Raw genomic sequence first — 19,220 nt, forward strand, 5'->3', positions numbered from 1 at the left:
CGGGTAAGGTAAGGCTAACCTGCCAACGATCGCGATTCGGTGGTCCGCATGACCGTCCCCGCCCTGTTGCCCGCCCTCCCGACCTCGCCCGTCGCGGCCTCCTACGCCCGGCTCGCCGAGGTCTTCCCCCATCTGCGGATAGAGGAACACGTCCGGGACGAGCGGCTGCCGCGCGGCGCGGGCTGGGTCGGCGCGGACGAACTCGCGGCCGGCGGCCCCGACCTCGACGCCTTCCTCGCCTGGGACAACGCACAGGTGCTGCGCGACTACGGCGCCCAGGCCCGCCCCGACGTCGTCGCCAGCTTCGGACTCCACCGCTACGCCTGGCCCGCCTGCCTCCTCGTCACCGTCCCCTGGTTCCTCGACCGCAGGGTGCCCCGGCTGCCCGCGGGGAACGTGTCCTTCCAGCGCGCCCTCGGACGGATGGCCGTCCGGGTGGAGGAGTTCGCCTGCCTGCCGGGCGACCCCGCCGCCGCGCTGCCCGGCGCCCGGGTCGTCGCCGACGAGGAGGCCCTGCGGGCCGAGGTGCGCGCCTCGCTCGCCGAGCACTTCGAGGCGATCCTCGACGGTTTCGGCTCCCGGATGAGGCGCGGCCGCCGCGCCCTGTGGGGGATGGCCACGGACGAGATCGTCGAGGGCCTCTGGTACATCGGCGCCCTGCTCGGCGAGGAGCGCCGGGCGATGGACGAGCTCGATCTCCTCATGCCGGGCACCGCGAAGCCGTACAAGCCGTACGCGGGCGCGGCGGGCTTCCGCGAACTGCCCGGCGCCGAGGGGCCGGACGGGGCTCCGCGTGCCACGCGCGACCGGGCGACCTGCTGCTTCTTCTACACGCTGCGCCCCGAGGACACCTGCATCACGTGTCCGCGCACCTGCGATGCCGAGCGGGTCCGCCGGCTGGCCACGGCCGCCTGAGGCTCCCGAGTGATTACGCCACCCGGACGGGTGGCGTAAATCGAACTCGATTCCCTTTCCCTGCAAGGGTGTTCGACCAGATCGCACCTATTCGTATGTCGTGGCGACCCGATGGCGTGCTCTTGCCCGGAAACCCCTTGAGCGCCCCACGGGGTCGGCCAGTATGGGCCGCCAAACGCCCTACTGCGATGCAAGGGACACCGCATGAGACTGACCGACATATCGCTGGACTGGCTGCTTCCGGGCGGCGTGATGGTGGCCGGAGTCCTGACGGCGGTGGCGGTGCTCGCGCGCGGGAAGCGCGCCGGTGACCAGGCCGCGGCCGAGGACTCCTGGGAACGCAGCGAGGAGCGCCGCAGACGGAAGGAAGCCGTCTACGGCACCGCTTCCTACGTCCTCCTCTTCTGCTGTGCCGCGGTCGCCGCGGCGCTCTCCTTCCACGGCCTCGTCGGCTTCGGCCGGCAGAACCTCAACCTCACCGGGGGCTGGGAGTACCTCGTCCCCTTCGGCCTCGACGGCGCCGCCATGTTCTGCTCGGTGCTCGCGGTCCGCGAGGCCAGCCACGGAGACGCGGCCCTCGGCTCGCGGCTGCTCGTCTGGCTGTTCGCGGGCGCGGCGGCCTGGTTCAACTGGGTGCACGCACCGCGCGGGCTCGGCCACGACGGCGCCCCGCAGTTCTTCGCGGGCATGTCCCTCTCGGCCGCGGTCCTCTTCGACCGGGCGCTCAAGCAGACCCGCAGGGCCGCGCTGCGCGAGCAGGGCCTGGTGCCCCGCCCGCTGCCGCAGATCCGGATCGTCCGGTGGATGCGGGCGCCCCGGGAGACCTTCGCTGCCTGGTCGCTGATGCTCCTGGAGGGCGTACGGACCCTGGACGAGGCCGTCGACGAGGTGCGCGAGGACCGGCGGGAGAAGGAGCAGAACCGCATCCGGCGGCGCGACCAGGTCAAGCTCGACCGGGCGCGGCTCAAGGCGATCAACCGCCAGCACCGGGCCTTCGGGCTCGGCAGGGGCGGCGGGCGTCAGGTCGAGATGGCCGCGCTCAACGCCACGGCGGGTTCCGGTCCGGGCCCGGGTTCGGGGTCCGGCACCGGAGCGGGTTCGGGTTCCGCCACGGCGTCCGTGCAGGCCGCCGTCGCGGAACCCGCCATAGCGGACCCGGGACAACTGCCGCTTCGACCCCGGCCCTCCCTCCAAGCCGTAAGGGGTCGTGACAGCCACACGGGCGACTCCCGGACGGTGGACCTCACCGCGGAGGACGACACCCAGACGCTGCCCCGTCTCGACTCCCTGGAGCGCAAGCTCAAGGATCTGGAGCAGCAGTTCGGCTGAGCACGTCTCCGTCCACCCCACACCGGCGGGGCCGCCTCTCAGGCGGCCCCGCCGTTCAGTTCGAACCACACCACCTTGCCCACCCCGAGGTCCTCGACCCCCCAGGAGTCGGCCAGGGCCTCGACGAGGATCAGCCCCCTGCCGTGCGTACCGTCGTCGGCGGGCGGTACGTGCGGCGGCGCGAGGCCGGGGACGAAGTCGCGGACCTCGACTCTCAGCTGCTCGGGCACGACCGTCGCGGTGACGACGGCCCCGTGCCCGGTGTGGACGAGGGCGTTGGTCACCAGCTCGCTGGTGAGCAGCTCCGCCACGTCGGAGGCGCCCGGCCCGCCCCACTTCCGCAGCAGGTCACGCAAGGCGTGCCGCACCTCCGGCACCGCGGTGAGATCCGCGCCTCCCACCTTTCTGAGCAGTTGAGTCGGCTGTCCTGCCTCCCCGGCCATATCCCCCACCCACAGATCGCGTCGAACAGGCTCACGGGGATGCATGCCCCGCCAAAACGTCCGCATTCCCTCAGAGTCGGGGCACGTTGCGCAGATTGGAACGGGCCATCTGCACCATCCGGCCCACTCCCCCGTCCAGGACGATCTTGCTGGCGGAGAGGGCGAAGCCGGTCACCATGTCGGCGCTGATCCTCGGCGGGATGGACAGCGCGTTCGGGTCGGTGACGACGTCCACCAGGACCGGACCCTTGTGCTTGAAGGCCTCCTTGAGCGCGCCGGTGAGCTGCTTGGGCTTCTCCACCCGGATGCCGTGGGCCCCGGCGGCACGGGCGACGGCCGCGAAGTCCGGGTTCCTGTTCGTCGTTCCGTACGAGGGAATTCCGGACACCAGCATCTCCAGCTCGACCATGCCGAGCGAGGAGTTGTCGAAGACGATCACCTTCACCGGCAGGTCGTACTGCACGAGGGTGAGGAAGTCGCCCATCAGCATGGAGAATCCGCCGTCGCCGGAGAGCGAGACCACCTGCCGGTTCCGGTCGGTGAACTGCGCTCCGATGGCCTGCGGCAGCGCGTTCGCCATCGAACCGTGGCTGAACGAACCGATGATCCTGCGCCGCCCGTTGGGGGTGAGGTAGCGGGCCGCCCACACATTGCACATCCCGGTGTCCACGGTGAACACGGCGTCGTCGTCGGCCAGCTCGTCGATCACGGAGGCGACGTACTCGGGATGGATGGGGACGTGCTTCTCGACCTTGCGGGTGTACGCCTTGACGACACCTTCGAGCGCGTCGGCGTGCTTCTTCAGCATCTTGTCGAGGAAGCGGCGGTCGTTCTTGGCGCGCACCCGGGGGACGACACAGCGCAGGGTCTCCCGGACGTCGCCCCAGACGGCGAGATCGAGCCGGGAACGGCGGCCGAGGTGCTCGGGCCGTACGTCCACCTGCACGATCTTGACGTCGTCCGGAAGGAAGGCGTTGTACGGGAAGTCGGTGCCGAGCAGGATCAGCAGATCGCACTCGTGGGTGGCCTCGTAGGCGGCGCCGTACCCGAGCAGCCCGCTCATGCCGACGTCGTACGGGTTGTCGTACTGGATCCACTCCTTGCCGCGCAGGGCGTGGCCGACCGGTGCCTTGATCCGCTCGGCGAACTGCATCACCTCGGCGTGCGCGCCGGCCGTGCCGCTGCCGCAGAAGAGCGTCACCCGGTCGGCCGCGTCGATCATCCCGACCAGCGCGTCGATCTCGGCGTCCCCCGGGCGGACGGTCGGCCGCGAGGTGACCAGCGCGGTCTCCACCGCCTTCTCCGGGGCCGGCTGGGAGGCGATGTCGCCGGGCAGCGAGACCACACTGACGCCGCGGCGGCCGACGGCGTGCTGGATCGCGGTGTGGAGCAGCCGGGGCATCTGCCGGGGGTTGGAGATGAGCTCGCTGTAGTGGCTGCACTCGCGGAACAACTGGTCGGGGTGGGTCTCCTGGAAGTAGCCGAGGCCGATCTCGCTCGACGGGATGTGCGAGGCGAGGGCCAGGACCGGGGCCATCGAACGGTGGGCGTCGTACAGGCCGTTGATCAGGTGGAGGTTGCCCGGTCCGCAGGAGCCCGCGCAGGCGGCGAGCCCGCCGGTGATCTGGGCCTCGGCGCCGGCGGCGAAGGCCGCGGTCTCCTCGTGCCGCACCTGGATCCAGTCGATCGCGCGGGTACGGCGGATCGCGTCGACGACCGGGTTGAGGCTGTCACCGACGACGCCGTACAGGCGCCGGACCCCCGCGCGGACGAGGATGTCGACGAACTGTTCCGCCACGTTCTGTTTGGCCATGGCTCCATCAACACATGACCCGCCGGGTTACGCCTCCCAGACGCCCACCCCCGTACGGTCGTCGGCGTAACCGGTCACCCTCAGCTGGGTGTCGGCGAGGAACGCGGCCAGACCGGGCGCCTCGGCGTCGGCCCAGCGGGCGGCGAGCTCGCGGGCGAGGGCGGGTTCGCCGCGCATCGGCTCGGCGAGACCGGGCGAGGCGAGGAGCAGGGTGTCGCCGGGTCGGGCGACGGAGGCACGGAAGCGGAACGGCTCGGCGGGCGGCGGCACGGGCTCCTCGACCAGCGGCCCGGGAGCGGTCGTGATGCCGAGGTCCATGGTGAGCCGGTCGCCCTCCTCGGTCTCGGCGGCGGCCGCCCCGGGGGGCGGCGGGGAGCCGAAGCCGAGTACGGGGGCGCCGGTGACGGCTGCCTGTTCCGGCAGAAGCGGTTCGATGTCCTGCCAGGAGCCGTCACGGAGCCGGAACAGGCCGCCGGCGCCGATGCCGAAGAAGACCCGGGTGCGGCACTCGGGGTCGGCGGGGACGAGCAGGCAGCGGAGGGTCGCGGTGTACTCGTCGGAGGCGAGGCCCCGTTCCGCCGCGCGGGCCCTGAGCTTGCCGTAGGTGCGGTCGGTGAGCCGGTGGAGTCCCGACTTGAGGTCGCCGCGGCGGCCGGACCTGATGTCCTCGGAGAGCCGGGCGTGACTGCGGCAGACGGCCTCGGCGATCCACTGGCAGGCGTCGGAGGCGGCGAGATGGGCGTCCTCGGCGGCGCGGGACCCGGCGGCGACGGCGACGAGGACGAGCGCGGTCTCGTCGTGGCCGAAGCGGGCGGTCAGCAGGGCGTCGCGCCGGGGCTCGCCCCGGTAGCGGGCGGAGTCCCCGCGGACGGAGGCGGCCCGCAGGGTGCAGGTGCCGTAGCGGGCCCCGTCGAGCACGGTGTCGGAGACGAGTTCGCCGAGCTCTCCGGGGCGGGCGACGGGGAGCGCGGTCGGCTCCGCCTCGTAGGTGGGCGGCCGGCTCCCGACGTAGCCGGTCCTGGGCCGGGGCACGGACACCTCGACGGTGAGGTCGGGCCCGGGGCCGGTCTCGGGCTCCGCCTCGTCGGCGAGCCGGGGCTCCGGCTCCCCGGGGTCCCGCTCCGGGGGCACCGTCACCTGGACGGTGGGCGCCTCGACGGGCGGTGCGACCGGCGGAGGCGGGGGCGGGGGTGGGACGGAGAAGGTCCGAGGCCCCTCCGGGGGCGTCTCCCAGGGGGCCGTGCCGGGGCCGGGGACACCGGGCGGGCTCGCCGGAGGCGGAGGCGGCGGGGGTGCCGGGTCCCGTGCCGGTGGGCCCGTCGTGGCCCGTGCCGCCGTCGTGAAGTGGTCGTCGAGGGTGTCACCCGACTCCGCCGGGGCCGTGTCCGGCGCCGAGTCGTCGTAGAGCTTGTCCCACCAGTTGTCGTCCCCCTGCTGAGTCATGCCCTTATTGTCCACCGCGCAGGGCGCCCGAAAACGGGACATCAGGAAAACCGCTGCTGCAAATGGGTGGTCCGCCGGGCGGCCCCACCCCCCACGGGAAGGACGCCCGGCGGACCGGCGTGATCAGCGCACGTCGTAGGCGCGGACCACGGTCTGGGTGACGGAGTTGCCGTTGGCGTCCGTCAGTTCGGTCTTCAGGGTGACGGGCTTTCCGGTCGCGCCCGCGTGGTTCACGGTCGCGGTCCAGTCGCCGCCCTGCTGAGAGACCCGCGCTTCGGTCCAGGTCGTACCCCCGTCGTAGGAGTACGAGAGCTTGGCCGAGGTGAGCGCTGCGGGGGTGTAGCCCGCGTGACCCGTCGCGGTGAGGCCGATGTGCTGGCCGTCGGTCGCGGCGAGGGTCTTGAGACCGTCCTCCGGAAGGTCGTACCGGGGGAAGAGAATCGGGATGCCCTGAGAATAGACGCTCTCGTCAAGCTTGGAGGTGAATTTCCACACCGAGTTGACGGAAGTGGAGCGCGCCCACACCTTGCTGCCGATCTTCATGGTGTTCTGTTCGAGGGTGTACGTCCCGGCTTCGGCCGGTACCTCGAAGACTCCGAACGGCCAGCCGGTCCGCCCCAGGAGCTCCCCGTCGCGGCTCAGGCTCAGGCTGCCTATGTCGCCGAAGGAGCCGGGCTCGGCGTGGTGGGTGCCGTCGCCCCACATGGCGTCGGCGAAGCCGATCAGGTTGCCCTGGCGCTCGGAGACGAGGACCGGCCTCCCCTCGGCGTCGCGCGGGGCGGTGGGGGCGATGACGCCGTCGTACCAGGCCTCGGTGCGCTTCTCGCCGGGCTTGTACGTGTGCGCGGTACCGATCATCAGCTCGCCGAAGGGGAAGCTGCTGCCGACCGACTCGGCCCAGGCGGTGTCGCCGGTCGTGTAGTACTCGGTACGGCTGCCCGGTGCCGGGACGGTCTCCAGGGAGCCGAAGGCGACGCGGGTGCCGTTGGGCCGGTGGGCGTCCGCGAAGTACAGGAAGTCGGTGGCGATGCCGGCCGAGCCGAAGCGGGCGTCCTTGCGGCCGAGCCGGTCGTCCCGGACGCGGTAGGTCTTCTCGTCGCGGACGGGGCCGGACTCGGGGAAGGCCAGGCTGTACGAGTACGGGCTCTTCGCGGTGGCCTTCCAGTCGAGCGTGACCTCACCGGCGGCCAGCCTGGCGCGCAGGGCCGTCGCCTCGCCGGACGGGACGGAGAGGACGGGCAGACCGAGGCCGGTGAACGAGCCGCCGGGGTACCAGCGTTCGGGGGTCGTGTGGTGGACGATCACGGCGACGGCGCCGGCGGCCTTGGCGTCCCGGGCGAGGGCGCCCGCACCGGTGGAGTCGTCGGGCAGCCGGACGAGGGCGACACGGCCCTGGACTCCGGCGGCCTTCAGCTCCTGCGGGGTGCCGGTCCCGGCGTCGACGAGCCGGGCGGAGCCGGTGCCGTCGAGGTTGTCGGAGCCGGTGGAGGCGGTGAGTGGGTGCAGGGTCAGGCCGTCCGTGGTGCGCAGCGAGGTGATCTGCGGGGCCGCGGTGCGCCAGTAGCTGCCGAACTCGAAGTCGCCCTCGTCCGCGGCGCCTTCGACCGAGGCGTAGTAGTGACGGATGGTGCGCGGTCCGGCGGCGGTGCCGGCGTGCATCCAGGCGTCGTCCCAGGAGCGGGCGAACGCGAGGGTGGCTCCCCGGAGTTCGGAGGCCTTGTCGGTCCTGACCGACAGCTTGTGGGCCTTGCGGGCGTCGAGGACGACCGTGGTGTCCTTCTTCAGCTCCAGCTGCGGGCGGCCGAGGTAGCTGAGCGAGTCGTTCAGCCGGGCGCTCTCGCCCGCATCGGGAGTGGCGACGAAGGAGGAGAGGAAGTAGCTGCCGGGGCGCAGACGGTAGACCTGGTCGGCGGCGCCGTCATTGAAGCGGCGCTCCCCACTGGCGTCGTCGGTGCCGATGACGTCGAGGGAGCTGGCGCCGGAGGCCGGGTCGCCCTGACGGTCGATCAGCTTGACCCGCAGGGTGACGGTCTCGGGCTCGACGTAGAGGGAGAACGGGGTGGAGACGTGGACGCCGCCCTTGCCGGTGGCGATCACCCGGCCGGTGACGTCGCCGTACTGGGCGCGTTCCAGGCGGGCCGTGGGGTCGAGCTCGAGCGGGACCCGGACGGTGGCGCCCGCGGGGACGGTGACGGAGCGCTTCCCGAGGCGGGCGACCGAACTGCGCACACGGGAACCGTCGTTGCCGGTGACCTTCTCGACGGCCAGGTCCAGGGTGACCGGGGCGCCGGAGGTGTTGGTGTACGGGACGGAGACCGTGGTGCGGTCGGAGCCGTCCTGCGGCCAGTTGTAGGTGCCGCCCTGGACGGCGGGCGAGCCGAGGACCGTCTGGTCGATCGCGGCCTTGACGTCGAGCCGGCCGCCGCCGACCTCGCGGACGTCGCCGGGGACGGAGCTCTCGGCGGAGGCGACCAGCGCGGCCTTGACCTGCTGGGCGGTCCAGTCGGGGTGGCGCTGCTTCACGATGGCGGCGGCGCCCGCGACGTGCGGGGTGGCCATCGACGTACCGGACATGGACCGGTACGCGTACACGCCCCGGCCGCCGGCGGCGGCGGCGGAGATGCCGACGCCGGGCGCGGCTATCTCGGGCTTCAGGGTGTGGTTGACGATCGTCGGGCCGCGGCTGGAGAAGTACGCGGTGGAGTCGTCGCGGTCGGTGGCGCCGACGGTGAGCACGCCGGGCGCGCAGCCGGGCGAGGAGACCGTGTTGAGGGTCGGGCCGGAGTTTCCGGCGGCGATGACGAAGAGCGTGCCCTCGTTCCGGGCGAGTTCCTCGGCCGCGACGCTCATGGGGTCGGTGCAGTCGGTGGGGACGGGGCTGCCGAGGCTCATCGAGACGACGTCGGCGCCCTGCGCGACGGCCCACTCCATCCCCGCGATGATCCAGGAGGCGGCGCCGGATCCGGAGTCGTTGAGGACCTTGCCGTTGAGGAGGGACGCGCCGGGCGCGACGCCCTTCTTCCTGCCGTCGCTCGCGGCGCCGGAGCCGCCGACGGTGGAGAGGGTGTGGGTGCCGTGGCCCTGGCGGTCGTCGGTGCTGTCGGAGTCGGTGAAGTTCTCCGAAGCGGCGACCCGGCCCTTGAGGTCGGGGTGCTCGACGTCGGCGCCGGTGTCGAGGACGGCGACCTTGGTGCCGGTGCCGTCGTAGCCGGCGGCCCAGGCCTCGGGGGCGTGGACCTGCTTCGTCGAACGCTCCAGGGTGGCCTGGACCTTGCGGTCGAGCCAGAGCTTCTTGATCCCGGAGGCGGAGCGGGCGGCGGGGGCGTTCAGTTCGGCCCAGAACGTGGCGGCCTGCTTCTTCTCCGTCGTGAGCGCGACGCCGTCGACGGCCTTCAGGACCTGGCCGCGCTTGGCGCCGCGCGGGGCGGCGGGGACGGAGCGGGCGAGGTCGGAGCCGTAGACCGCGATGAGGGGCAGCGTGGTGGTGGCGGTGTCGTCGTAGCCCTGGCGGACGAGCCCGGTGACGTTGAAGAGCTCCTCGTCGACCCGGCCGGCGGCGAGCGCGGCGGCGGCGTCCTCGGGGTAGACGTAGAGGTCCTGGCCGGAGCGGCGGGTCTGGACCAGGGGGACGGTCCCGTCCTCGCGCGGCAGGGCCGTGGCGGCCGGGCCGCCGTCGGCGTCGCGGGTGACCACGACGCGGTCGCCGGTGACCAGGGTCACCGTGACCGGGCGCTCGCCGGCGCGGGCGGAGGTCTCGCTGCCTACCGGCGGTCGCTTGCCGGCCGTACCGTCCTGCGGCTCATTCGCCATGGACGGCGCGACCGCGGTGACGGCCAGGACGACGGCGGTCGCCGCCCCCAGGGCCGTACGCGAAATCGGGCGCATCGCTCTCCCCATCTGATTCCGGAAAAAAGGCATAAGACACCCTTCTCCGGAGGCTGTTGGTGCTGCGGTGGCGCCACATTGGCAGAGGTGAGGGCGGTACAGGGATGATGGGCAAGGCGGGAATACGCCGTGGCCGTTTCCCGCCAGGTCACCAACGGAACGAATGCCTCCGGTGAACGTCCTGGGAAGCTCCGGGGCGCCCGCCGCAGGTAGGGCGAGGGGTGGGGCATCCATGCTGGGAGCGATAGGACTCGACGAGCGCCAGGAGTCCGCGTACCGCGCGCTCGTCGCGCTGGGCGCGGCCGAGGTGACCGACCTCGCGCACCGGCTGGCGCTGCCCGAGCGGGACACCGAGCGGGCGCTGCGCCGCCTCGAGTCGCAGGGGCTCGCCGCGCAGTCCTCCGCCAGGACCGGCCGCTGGGTGGCGGCGCCGCCCGGGGTGGCCCTGGGCGCGCTGCTGACCCAGCAGCGCCACGAGCTGGAGCAGGCGGAGCTGGCGGCCGCGCTGCTCGCCGAGGAGTACCGGGCGGAGGCGGCGGAGGCCGCCGTGCACGACCTGGTGGAGGTGGTGACCGGCGCGAGCGCCGTCACCCACCGGTTCCTCCAGCTCCAGCTGGGCGCGCAGGAGGAGGTCTGCGCCCTGGTGACGGGAAAGCCGATCGCGGTGTCGGGCATGGAGAACGACGCGGAGGAGCAGGCCGCCGGGCGGGGTGTGCGCTACCGGGTGGTGATCGAGCGCGAGGTGCTGACCCTGCCGTCCGGGCTGCTGGAGCTCTCGGCGGCACTCGGCCGCGAGGAGCGCATCCGGGTCGCGGACCGGGTCCCGACGAAGCTGGTGGTCGCCGACGGCAATCTGGCGATGGTGCCGCTGACCGGGCGGGGGGTGGAGCCCGCGGCGATCGTGGTGCACGCGAGCGGGCTCCTCGAGTCACTGATGGGCCTCTTCGAGTCGGTGTGGCGGGAGGCGCTGCCGCTGAGACTCGGGGCGGGCGCGCAGATCACCGAGGACGAGGCTCCCGGTCCCGACGTCATGGACCTGGAGATCCTGTCGCTGCTGCTGGCGGGGATGACGGACGCGAGCGTGGCCAAGCAGCTGGACCTGGGACTGCGGACGGTGCAGCGCCGGGTGAAGGGCCTGATGGAGCTGACCGGGGTGACGACCCGGCTGCAGCTGGGCTGGCACGCGTACGAGAAGGGCTGGGTGGCGCGGGGCTGAGCCGCGCACCGCGAAGGGGGCGGGGCACGCGGCCGAGCGCGCGGCACTTCACCGCGGCCGTCCCCCCGCCGCCCGCCCCGCCCACTGTCGCCCCGCCCGCCGTCGACCCGCTCGCTGCCGCCGCCCACCCCCGTATGCACCGCGCGACCTGCGCGGACTCCGTTTGTGGGGGACGCTGGGCAACGTGGGTGTGTGGCAGCTCCTGATGGTCGCGACGGTGATGCTGCTCGGCCTGTTCGGGGTGCTGACCCCCGGCGTGCCGGGGACGTGGCTGGTGTGGGCCGCGATGCTCTGGTGGTCCCTGCACGAGCGGACCGACCTCGCCTGGCTCCTGCTGGCCTCCTCCACCGGACTGCTGCTGCTCACCCAGGTGATCGTCTGGCAGCTCCCGCCCCGCCGCTTCCGGGGCGTGGGCATCACCCGCCGGATGGTGGCGTACGCCGGTGTGGGCGCGGTCCTGGGCTTCGTCCTCATCCCGGTGCTGGGCGCGATCCCCGGCTTCGTCGGCGGGATCTACCTCTCGGAGCGGCTCCGGCTCGGCGGCCACGGCCAGGCGAGGGCCGCGACCCGCTCGGTGATGCGGGCGGCCGGCACCAGCGTGCTCGTCGAGCTCTTCTCCTGCCTGCTGATCGTGGGGGCGTGGGCGGGCGCGGTGCTCTGGGGTTGACGATGCTGGATCCATGAGGGATTTCGAGGGTTTCAGCGAGGCGGAACGCGCCTATCTCACGGACGGCCCGCGGCTGGCCCGGATGGCCACGGTCGACCCGTCCGGTCAGCCGCAGGCCAATCCGGTGGGCTTCTTCCCGCAGGAGGACGGCACCGTCCTGGTGGGGGGTCTGGCCATGGGCCGTACGAAGAAGTGGCGCAACCTGCGGACGAACCCCAAGGTGGCGCTGGTCGTCGACGATCTCGCGAGCGTGCGCCCCTGGCGGGTGCGGGGCGTCGAGATCCGCGGCGAGGCGGAGCTGCTCGTCGGTCCGCACACCCTGGGCGCGCACTTCAGCGAGGAGGTCATCCGGATCCATCCGCGACGGATCCACAGCTGGGGTCTCGAGGACGCCTCTCAGGCGACCGGGACGAGCGGGGCCGGCTCCAGGTAGCGCGCGGCGTACGAGCGCCAGGGGCGCCACTCCTCCGCGTCCGGCCCGCCCACCGGGGGCACGTCCGGGTCTCCGAGGGCCCTCATCCGGATCAGGGCCGCGTCCCCGGCGCCCACGCCGGGGACGGCGAGCAGTGCCCGCTCGGCCTCGTCGCGGTCGGCGCCCGGGTCGAGCCGGACCGCGCCGTCGGCGAGCGCGCGGGCGAGCGGGCCCACCACGGGGTGACCGGTCAGGGCCCGGGCCTCCGGGAAGACATGGGTGAGGCTGCCGCAGGCGGTGGCCAGCGGGGTGCCGTGCCTTTCGACGACTCGGGCGGCCTCCCGCGCGCCGAGGAGCGTCCGCAGCGCGAACTCCTCGGGGTCGGCCGTCCCCGGCGACCGTACGCCGGGCCGGGCGGCCACCTCGGCGGCGAGCCCAGGGGCGGCCCCGAGACGTTCGGCGACCGCGTACGGGTCGGCGTCGAGGTCGAAGAGGCGACGCAGCCGGTGCACGGCGGTGGTCAGGTCGCGGAGCTCGGTGAGGTGGATCCGGGCGTCCAGCCAGCGCCCGGCGGACCGCTCGTCGACGGAGACGACGCCGGTGCCGTACGGGAGCCGGAGCGTACGCCGGTAGGTGCGCGCGCCGGGGGTTCCGACGACCTCCTCCACCCGGGGCACGGTCTCGGCGGCGAGGAGGTCGAAGACCTCGCCGGCCGCGTACGGCCCCCGGTGGGCGAGCCGCAGCGGGACGCCCGCGGCGAGCGCGGTTCGGGCTCCCGCACCGCTGCCGGCCTCGGCGCGCAGGGCGGTGGGGGTACGGGCGTAGACGGCGCGGATCGTCTCGTTGAACTGGCGGACGCTGGCGAAGCCCGCCGCGAAGGCGATCTCGGTCACCGACAGTCCGGTGGTCTGGAGCAGCAGCCGCGCGGTGTGCGCCCGCTGGGCGCGGGCGAGCGCGACGGGTCCGGCGCCGAGTTCGGCGGTGAGCTGACGCTGTACCTGCCGGGTGCTGTAGCCGAGGCGTCCGGCGAGGCCGGGCACGCCCTCGCGGTCGACGACGCCGTCGCCGATCATCCGCATGGCGCGTCCCACGACATCGGCCCGTACGTCCCACGCGGCGGAGCCGGGCACGGCGTCCGGGCGGCAGCGGCGGCAGGCCCGGAAGCCGTGGCCCTGGGCGGCGGCGGCCGTCGGGAAGAACGCGACGTTCTGCCGTTTGGGGGTGACGGCGGGGCAGCTGGGCCGGCAGTAGATCCCGGTGGTGCGGACGGCGAAGAAGAACTCTCCGTCGAACCGCGCGTCCCTGCTGCTGACCGCCTCGTAGCGGGTGTCGTCGTCCTTCACGTATCCCAGTGTGCGACCCCGGGCACCCCTCGGCTCGCGGTTTTCGGACACGACGTTACGGGCGACGTCACGGGCTCCGGGGGCTCGGCGGGTTCCGGGGGAGGGCCACCCCTCCCCCGGAACCCGCTGCCGGGCCCGCCGTCCGCTACCGGACGTGGCCGCGCTTCAGCTCCATGGCCCGGCGGCCCTCGGCGCCCTTGCGCTTCCAGTCCTTGAGGATCTCGTTGCGCACCCGGGCGTCGGTCTTGGCCACGATCCGCTGGTTCTCACGGAGCAGCTTGCGGTAGCTCTCCAGCCGGCGCACCGGCAGCGAGCCGTCCTCGACCGCCGCGGTCACCGCGCAGCCCGGCTCCGCCTCGTGGGCGCAGTCGTGGAAGCGGCAGTTCCCGGACAGCTCCTCGATCTCCGAGAAGACCTGGCCGACGCCCGTCTCGGCGTCCCAGAGCCCGACACCGCGCAGCCCGGGGGTGTCGATGAGGACTCCGCCGCCCGGCAGGACGAAGAGGTTGCGGGTGGTGGTGGTGTGGCGGCCCTTGCCGTCGATGTCACGGGCGGCCCGGACGTCCATGACGTCCTCGCCGACGAGGGCGTTGGCGAGGGTCGACTTCCCGGCGCCGGAGACACCGAGCAGCACGGTCGTGCCGCCCGCGACGACGGCGGAGAGCACGTCGAGTCCCTCCCCGGTGGCGGAGCTGAGGGGCACCACCTGGACTCCGGGGGCGACCGTCTCCACGTCCTCGACGAGGTAGGAGAGCCCGACGGGGTCGGGCACGAGGTCCGCCTTGCTGAGGACGACGGTCGGCTGGGCGCCGGACTCCCAGGCCAGGGCGAGGAAGCGCTCGATCCGGCCGAGGTCGAGCTCGACGGCGAGCGACACGGTGATGACGGCGTGGTCGACGTTGGCGGCGAGGATCTGTCCCTCGGACCGCTTGGAGGAGGTGGAGCGGGCGAAGGCCGTACGGCGCGGCAGGCACGCCCGCACGTACCGGGGGTCGCCGGCGCCTTCGGGGTCGACGGCGGCCCAGTCGCCGGTGCAGATGACCCGGAGCGGGTCGTGCGGGGTCACGAACGCCGTGTCGGCGCGCACGACCCCGTCGTCGGTGGCCACGTCGCACTGACCGCGGTCGACCCGGATCACCCGGCCGGGGACGAGTCCCTGGGCGGCGTACGGGGCGAACGCGGCTGCCCAGCCGGAATCCCAGCCGTGGGCGTCGAGCGTCGAGGAGGAGGAAGAGGTGATGGGGGAAAGCGGGAAAGACAAGGGGGACCCTTCACAGGGGTGGCCCCGGCGCTGCGTATGGGAACGGTGAGATCAGCCGGTGGCCACGGAGGTGGTGTGGATGAACTTCTGCGTGAGGGCAAGGCCCGTCGTGACGACAGCCATCGGTCACACCTCCTGTGTGTCTTTTCGCTGGGAACGCGTCGCGAGGAACTCCTCGCGATCTTGTACGGGAAACACGGTAGCCGGACCGTCCCGGTGCGCGCCACGGATTTATTCGCCGGGCTCGTCCGGCGGGCTCCGAGCGGGGTCGGCGGCGCCCCCGTGAGCGGGGTGCGGGCGTCCCTGCCCGGCGCGCGTCCGATTCGTTCAAGACGGTCCCGGAAGGCGGCGCCTAACGTGCGGGGCATGGACACAGAACGCCGTCTCGTCACGGACATCCGCTTCGACCTCGTCGGCCTCGTCGTCTCGGACATGGCCGCCTCGCTCGCCTTCTACCGCCGCCTCGGCCTGGAGATCCCGGACGGGGCCGACTCCGCCCCGCACGTGGAGGTCACGCTGCCCGGCGGACTGCGGCTCGCGTGGGACACGGAGGACGTCGTCCGTTCCTTCGATCCCGACCGGAAGCGGCCCGAGGGCGGGAACCGGATCGAGCTCGCGTTCCGGTGCGGCGGTCCGGATGCGGTGGACGCGGTGTACGAGGAGCTGGTCGCCGCCGGGTACCGGGGGCATCTGAAGCCCTGGGACGCCTTCTGGGGCCAGCGCTACGCCGTGGTCCTGGACCCGGACGGCAGCGGGGTCTCGCTCTTCGCCGACGCCGCCGTCGAGGCCGGTCCCGGTGCCGGGGGTGACACCGAGGCGGGAAGCGCCGCGGACTCCGGGGCCACGGTCCCCGTCACCGACGCCACGTAGCCGCCGAGGGTCGTGCCGGCCAGCGCCCTCGTCTCACGTGCGAGATGGGCCTGGTCGGCGCAGCCCGCGCGGAGCGCGGCCTCCGCGTACGGCACCCCGGCCAGGACCAGGGCGAGGGCGCGCTGGAGCCGCAGGACGCGGGCGAGGGTCTTGGGGCCGTAGCCGAAGGCGTCCAGGGAGCGCCGGTGCAGCTGCCGGGCGCCGAGGCCGACGGCGTCGGCCGTCTCGGCGACCGCACGGCCCGCCGCGAGGCGGGCCACGACGGCCCGGAGCAGCGGGTCGGGCGAGGGTGCCGCGGCCGCCCGGAGCCGTACGAGCTCGTCCAGGGCCGTGGCCGGGTCGGGGGCGGCGGTGATCCGTTCGCCGAGCCGCCGTGCCTCGGCCTCGCCCCACAGCGCGCCGAGGGGGACCCGCCGGTCGCGCAGTTCACGGGCCGGGACGCCGAGGAAGCCGGGCGCGTCCCCGGGGGCGAAGCGGATGCCCGCGTACCGGTCGGCGGTCTCCTCGGGGACGTACGCGCGCGTGTCGGGGCCCGCGACGAGGAGGTGTCCGTCGGCCCAGATCAGGTCCATGCAGCCGTCGGGCAGGACCGGCCGGGACGTTTCCGCGGCGGAGCCGGCGGTCCGGGTCCACAGGACGGCTCCGTCGAGCAGGGCGGGGCGTTCCTCGTACACACGTCAAAGCTAGCCCCCGCCGGACGGTCAGTCCTTCTCCCAGCCGGAGTGGAGGCGGGCCTTGACGTCGTCGGGGGGCAGGAACCTCGACCAGCGCTCGGGGAACTCGGAGGGCATGTCCGGGTCGTCCTCGTCGACGTCCTCCGCCTCGGCCCGGACGCGGGCGACGAGCTCCGCGGCCTGGACGGCGCGGGCCCGCTCGTTGGCCTCGCGGGCGGCGGCCGTGGCGACGGAGGGCCAGACGCGGTCGATGGCGGCGTTCACGGCGGCGCCGACGAGGACGGCGAAGGCCGAGATGCCGATCCAGAGGAGGACGGCGATGGGGGCGGCGAGGGAGCCGTAGATCGTCGGCCCCTCGACCTGGCTGGTGAGGTAGATCCGCAGCAGGAAGCTGCCCAGCACCCACATGCCGAGCGCGACGAGCGCGCCGGGGATGTCCTCGATCCAGGGCGATCTGACGGGGACGGAGACGTGGTAGAGGGTGGTGAGGAAGGCGATGGAGAGCAGGATGACGGCCGGCCAGTAGAAGACCGAGACGACTTCCGTGCCCCAGGGGACGAGTTCGACGACCCGGTCGGGGCCGACGACCGCCAGGGGCAGCACGACGGCGCCGATGACGAGGGCCACGAGGTAGAGCAGGAAGGCGAGGAGCCGGGTCTTCACGATCCCGCGGTGGCCGTCGAGCCCGTACATGACGGTGATGGTGTCGATGAAGACGTTCACCGCGCGGGAGCCGGACCAGAGGGCGATGGCGAAGCCGAGGGAGATCAGTTCGGGCCGTTTGCCCTGGGTGACGTCGTCCAGGATCGGTTTGGCGATGTCGTCGACGCCCCGGTCGGAGAGAACCGTTCCGGCGGCCCGCAGGATGTTCTCCTGGATGCTCGCCACGGTGTCCGTGTTCGTCCAGTCGTCGGCGTAGCCGAGCAGGGCGATCAGACCGAGGAGCAGCGGTGGCAGGGACAGCAGGGTGAAGAACGCGGCCTCGGCCGCGAGCCCGAGGATCCGGTACTCGATGCACGAGTTGACGGTGTCCTTGAGGAGCAGCCAGACCATCTTCCGCTTCGAGACGTTGCGGTAGAGGACGCGCGCGCGGTGGAGCCTGCTCCAGGGCCGCCGCTCGGGCCGTTCGGGTGTTTCGCTTGCTGCCTGCACCTGCTTACCGTATCGGCATGGCAGCGACCACCCACACCGTGACCAACCAGCCTCCGCCCCTGGTGGGACATGACCTCTTCACGAGCGATCGGGCGCTGACCGAGGCGGTCGAACGGCATCTCGCGCCGGAGCTCCTCGCGGAGGCCCGGGAGGACCTGGTCGCCCTCGGCAGGGCGAACGGTTCCGCGCAGGTCCAGGAGTGGGGTGAGCGGGCGAACACCCGTCCGCCCCGGCTGCGGACCCATGACCGGTTCGGCCACCGGATCGACGAGGTCGAGTTCGACCCGGCCTGGCACCGGCTCCTCGGGAAGTCGGTGGGGGCCGGTCTCACCGACGCGTGGGGCCGTCCGGGTGGCCATGTGCGGCGGGCCGCCGGATTCCTGGTGGTGTCGCAGGCGGAGGCGGGGCACGGCTGCCCGCTGTCGATGACGCACGCCGCAGTGCCCGCGCTGCGCGCCGAGCCGGAGGTCGCGGAGGTCTGGGAGCCGGCGGCCACCTCCCATGTGTACGAGCGGGAGCTCCGTCCGGTCGCGGAGAAGCCGGGTGCCCTGCTCGGGATGGCCATGACGGAGAAGCAGGGCGGCAGCGACGTCAAGGCGAACACGACGCGGGCGCGTCCACTGGCGGCGGCCGGGGAGTACACGCTGACCGGGCACAAGTGGTTCTGTTCGGCGCCGATGTCGGACGCCTTCCTGGTCCTGGCGCAGGCCCCGGCGGGGCTCACCTGCTTCCTGGTGCCCCGGGTGCTCGCGGACGGCTCGCGCAACGCCTTCGCGCTCCAGCGGCTGAAGGACAAGCTGGGCAACCGTTCGAACGCCTCGGCCGAGGTGGAGTTCGACGGGACGACCTGGGCGCGCCGGGTCGGCGAGGAGGGGCACGGGCTGCGCACGATCATGGGCATGGTCGCGGCGACCCGGCTCGACTGTGTGCTCGGGTCGGCGGCGCTGATGCGGCAGGCGGTGGCGCAGGCGGTGCACCACTGCGCGTACCGCGAGGCCTTCGGCGGGCCGCTGATCGAGAAGCCGCTGATGCGGAACGTCCTCGCCGATCTGGCCCTGGAGTCGGAGGCGGCGACGGTGCTCGGCCTGCGTCTGGCGGCGGCCTACGACGCCGTCGACGCCGGGGGCGGCGACGCGGAACGGGAGCGCGCCCTGCTGCGCATCGCCGTTCCCGCGGCGAAGTACTGGGTGACGAAGCGGTGTACGCCCCTGGTGGCGGAGGCCCTGGAGTGCCTGGGCGGCAACGGGTACGTGGAGGAGTCGGGGATGCCCCGGCTGCTGCGGGAGTCACCGCTCGACTCGGTCTGGGAGGGCTCGGGGAACATCCAGGCGCTCGACGTGGTCCGGGCGCTGCGGACCGAGCCCGCCGCCCTCGACGCGCTGCTGCGCGAGGTCGGGGCGGCGCGGGGCGCGGACCACCGGCTGGACCGGGCGATCCGGGGCCTGCTGGTCGAACTGGCGGACCTGGAGGGGATCGAGGCACGGGCACGGCGGCTCGCGGAGCGGCTCGCGCTGGTCCTTCAGGGGTCGCTGCTGGTGCGGTGGGCGCCGCCGGAGGTCGCGGACGCGTTCTGCGCCTCGCGGCTGGGCGGCGACGGGGGCGCGGCCTTCGGGACGCTGCCGCACACCCTGGATCTGAGGGCGCTGGTGGAGCGGGCGCGGGTGGAGGTCTGAGGCCTGGGTCCGGCAGGGCGCGCTCGGGGCCGGAAGGCGGCGCTTCGGGGCCTGCGGGGGCACTGGGGCCGGGCGGCCCGGACGGACCGGGCGGCTCCTGGGGCCGGCGGGAGGCCTCGGGGGC

14 protein-coding genes and 1 pseudogene are annotated in these 19,220 nt (G+C 73.4%); 7 read left to right on the forward strand and 8 right to left on the reverse strand.

The genetic code is table 11. The features are described from left to right. Positions 1 to 48: 48 nt before the first annotated feature. Both IE311_RS27565 and IE311_RS27570 read left to right on the forward strand, forming a co-directional pair. Positions 49 to 915: a (2Fe-2S)-binding protein gene (locus tag IE311_RS27565; RefSeq protein ID WP_189834534.1), complete on the forward strand. Its 867-nt coding sequence runs from the start codon at positions 49 to 51 to the stop codon at positions 913 to 915. 204 nt (positions 916 to 1,119) lie between these two features. Next, positions 1,120 to 2,244, forward strand: a complete 1,125-nt coding sequence (locus IE311_RS27570) for a DUF2637 domain-containing protein (RefSeq protein ID WP_189834535.1) — start codon at positions 1,120 to 1,122, stop codon at positions 2,242 to 2,244. A gap of 38 nt (positions 2,245 to 2,282) precedes the next feature. On the opposite strand, the gene IE311_RS27575 is transcribed toward IE311_RS27570, so the two are convergent. The 4 genes from IE311_RS27575 to IE311_RS27590 form a co-directional block, all read right to left on the reverse strand. Continuing rightward, complete coding sequence (locus IE311_RS27575) at positions 2,283 to 2,732, reverse strand: ATP-binding protein (RefSeq protein ID WP_373313991.1); 450 nt, start codon at positions 2,730 to 2,732, stop codon at positions 2,283 to 2,285. A gap of 25 nt (positions 2,733 to 2,757) precedes the next feature. After that, the gene (locus tag IE311_RS27580; protein WP_189834537.1) at positions 2,758 to 4,500 is read right to left on the reverse strand and encodes a pyruvate dehydrogenase; all 1,743 of its coding nucleotides are present in this window, start codon (positions 4,498 to 4,500) and stop codon (positions 2,758 to 2,760) included. 27 nt (positions 4,501 to 4,527) lie between these two features. Then, positions 4,528 to 5,943 (reverse strand): protein phosphatase 2C domain-containing protein, encoded by a 1,416-nt coding sequence (locus tag IE311_RS27585; protein ID WP_229902201.1) that lies wholly within the window; start codon positions 5,941 to 5,943, stop codon positions 4,528 to 4,530. 123 nt (positions 5,944 to 6,066) lie between these two features. After that, entirely contained in the window at positions 6,067 to 9,828 is a 3,762-nt protein-coding gene (locus IE311_RS27590) for a S8 family peptidase (RefSeq protein ID WP_189834539.1), read from the reverse strand. Positions 9,829 to 10,060: 232 nt separating this feature from the next. Between IE311_RS27590 and IE311_RS27595 the strand changes: the two genes are divergently transcribed. From IE311_RS27595 to IE311_RS27605, 3 genes are all read left to right on the forward strand, one after another. Next, entirely contained in the window at positions 10,061 to 11,044 is a 984-nt protein-coding gene (locus IE311_RS27595) for a helix-turn-helix transcriptional regulator (protein ID WP_189834540.1), read from the forward strand. Positions 11,045 to 11,228: 184 nt separating this feature from the next. Then, positions 11,229 to 11,711 carry a DUF456 domain-containing protein gene (locus IE311_RS27600; protein ID WP_189834541.1) on the forward strand — a complete coding sequence of 161 codons (483 nt, stop codon included), beginning with the start codon at positions 11,229 to 11,231 and terminating at the stop codon, positions 11,709 to 11,711. A gap of 13 nt (positions 11,712 to 11,724) precedes the next feature. After that, entirely contained in the window at positions 11,725 to 12,144 is a 420-nt protein-coding gene (locus IE311_RS27605; protein WP_189834542.1) for a PPOX class F420-dependent oxidoreductase, read from the forward strand. On the opposite strand, the gene IE311_RS27610 is transcribed toward IE311_RS27605, so the two are convergent. Next, positions 12,108 to 13,466, reverse strand: a complete 1,359-nt coding sequence (locus IE311_RS27610) for a DNA-3-methyladenine glycosylase 2 family protein (RefSeq protein WP_373313992.1) — start codon at positions 13,464 to 13,466, stop codon at positions 12,108 to 12,110. The two genes, IE311_RS27605 and IE311_RS27610, sit on opposite strands and share 37 nt — an antisense overlap. A 145-nt stretch (positions 13,467 to 13,611) precedes the next feature. Next, on the reverse strand, positions 13,612 to 14,727 hold the full coding sequence (gene rsgA, locus IE311_RS27615) for a ribosome small subunit-dependent GTPase A (RefSeq protein WP_189834543.1): 1,116 nt from the start codon (positions 14,725 to 14,727) through the stop codon (positions 13,612 to 13,614). Between the two features lie 432 nt (positions 14,728 to 15,159). Between rsgA and IE311_RS27620 the strand changes: the two genes are divergently transcribed. Next, a complete protein-coding gene (locus IE311_RS27620; protein WP_373313994.1) occupies positions 15,160 to 15,597 on the forward strand; it encodes a VOC family protein in 438 nt (145 codons plus the stop codon). Between the two features lie 56 nt (positions 15,598 to 15,653). On the opposite strand, the pseudogene IE311_RS36875 reads toward IE311_RS27620, so the two are convergent. Both IE311_RS36875 and IE311_RS27630 read right to left on the reverse strand, forming a co-directional pair. After that, positions 15,654 to 16,271: pseudogene (locus tag IE311_RS36875) on the reverse strand (DUF6597 domain-containing transcriptional factor); the annotation flags it as partial. 27 nt (positions 16,272 to 16,298) lie between these two features. Beyond that, positions 16,299 to 17,423: a YihY/virulence factor BrkB family protein gene (locus IE311_RS27630; protein ID WP_189834545.1), complete on the reverse strand. Its 1,125-nt coding sequence runs from the start codon at positions 17,421 to 17,423 to the stop codon at positions 16,299 to 16,301. Between the two features lie 17 nt (positions 17,424 to 17,440). Between IE311_RS27630 and IE311_RS27635 the strand changes: the two genes are divergently transcribed. After that, positions 17,441 to 19,096, forward strand: coding sequence for an acyl-CoA dehydrogenase family protein (locus IE311_RS27635; RefSeq protein ID WP_189834546.1), 1,656 nt, complete (start codon positions 17,441 to 17,443; stop codon positions 19,094 to 19,096). The last annotated feature ends 124 nt before the right edge of the window (positions 19,097 to 19,220 follow it).

Source organism: Streptomyces zaomyceticus (assembly GCF_014656215.1).
Classification (GTDB): Bacteria; Actinomycetota; Actinomycetes; order Streptomycetales; family Streptomycetaceae; genus Streptomyces; species Streptomyces zaomyceticus.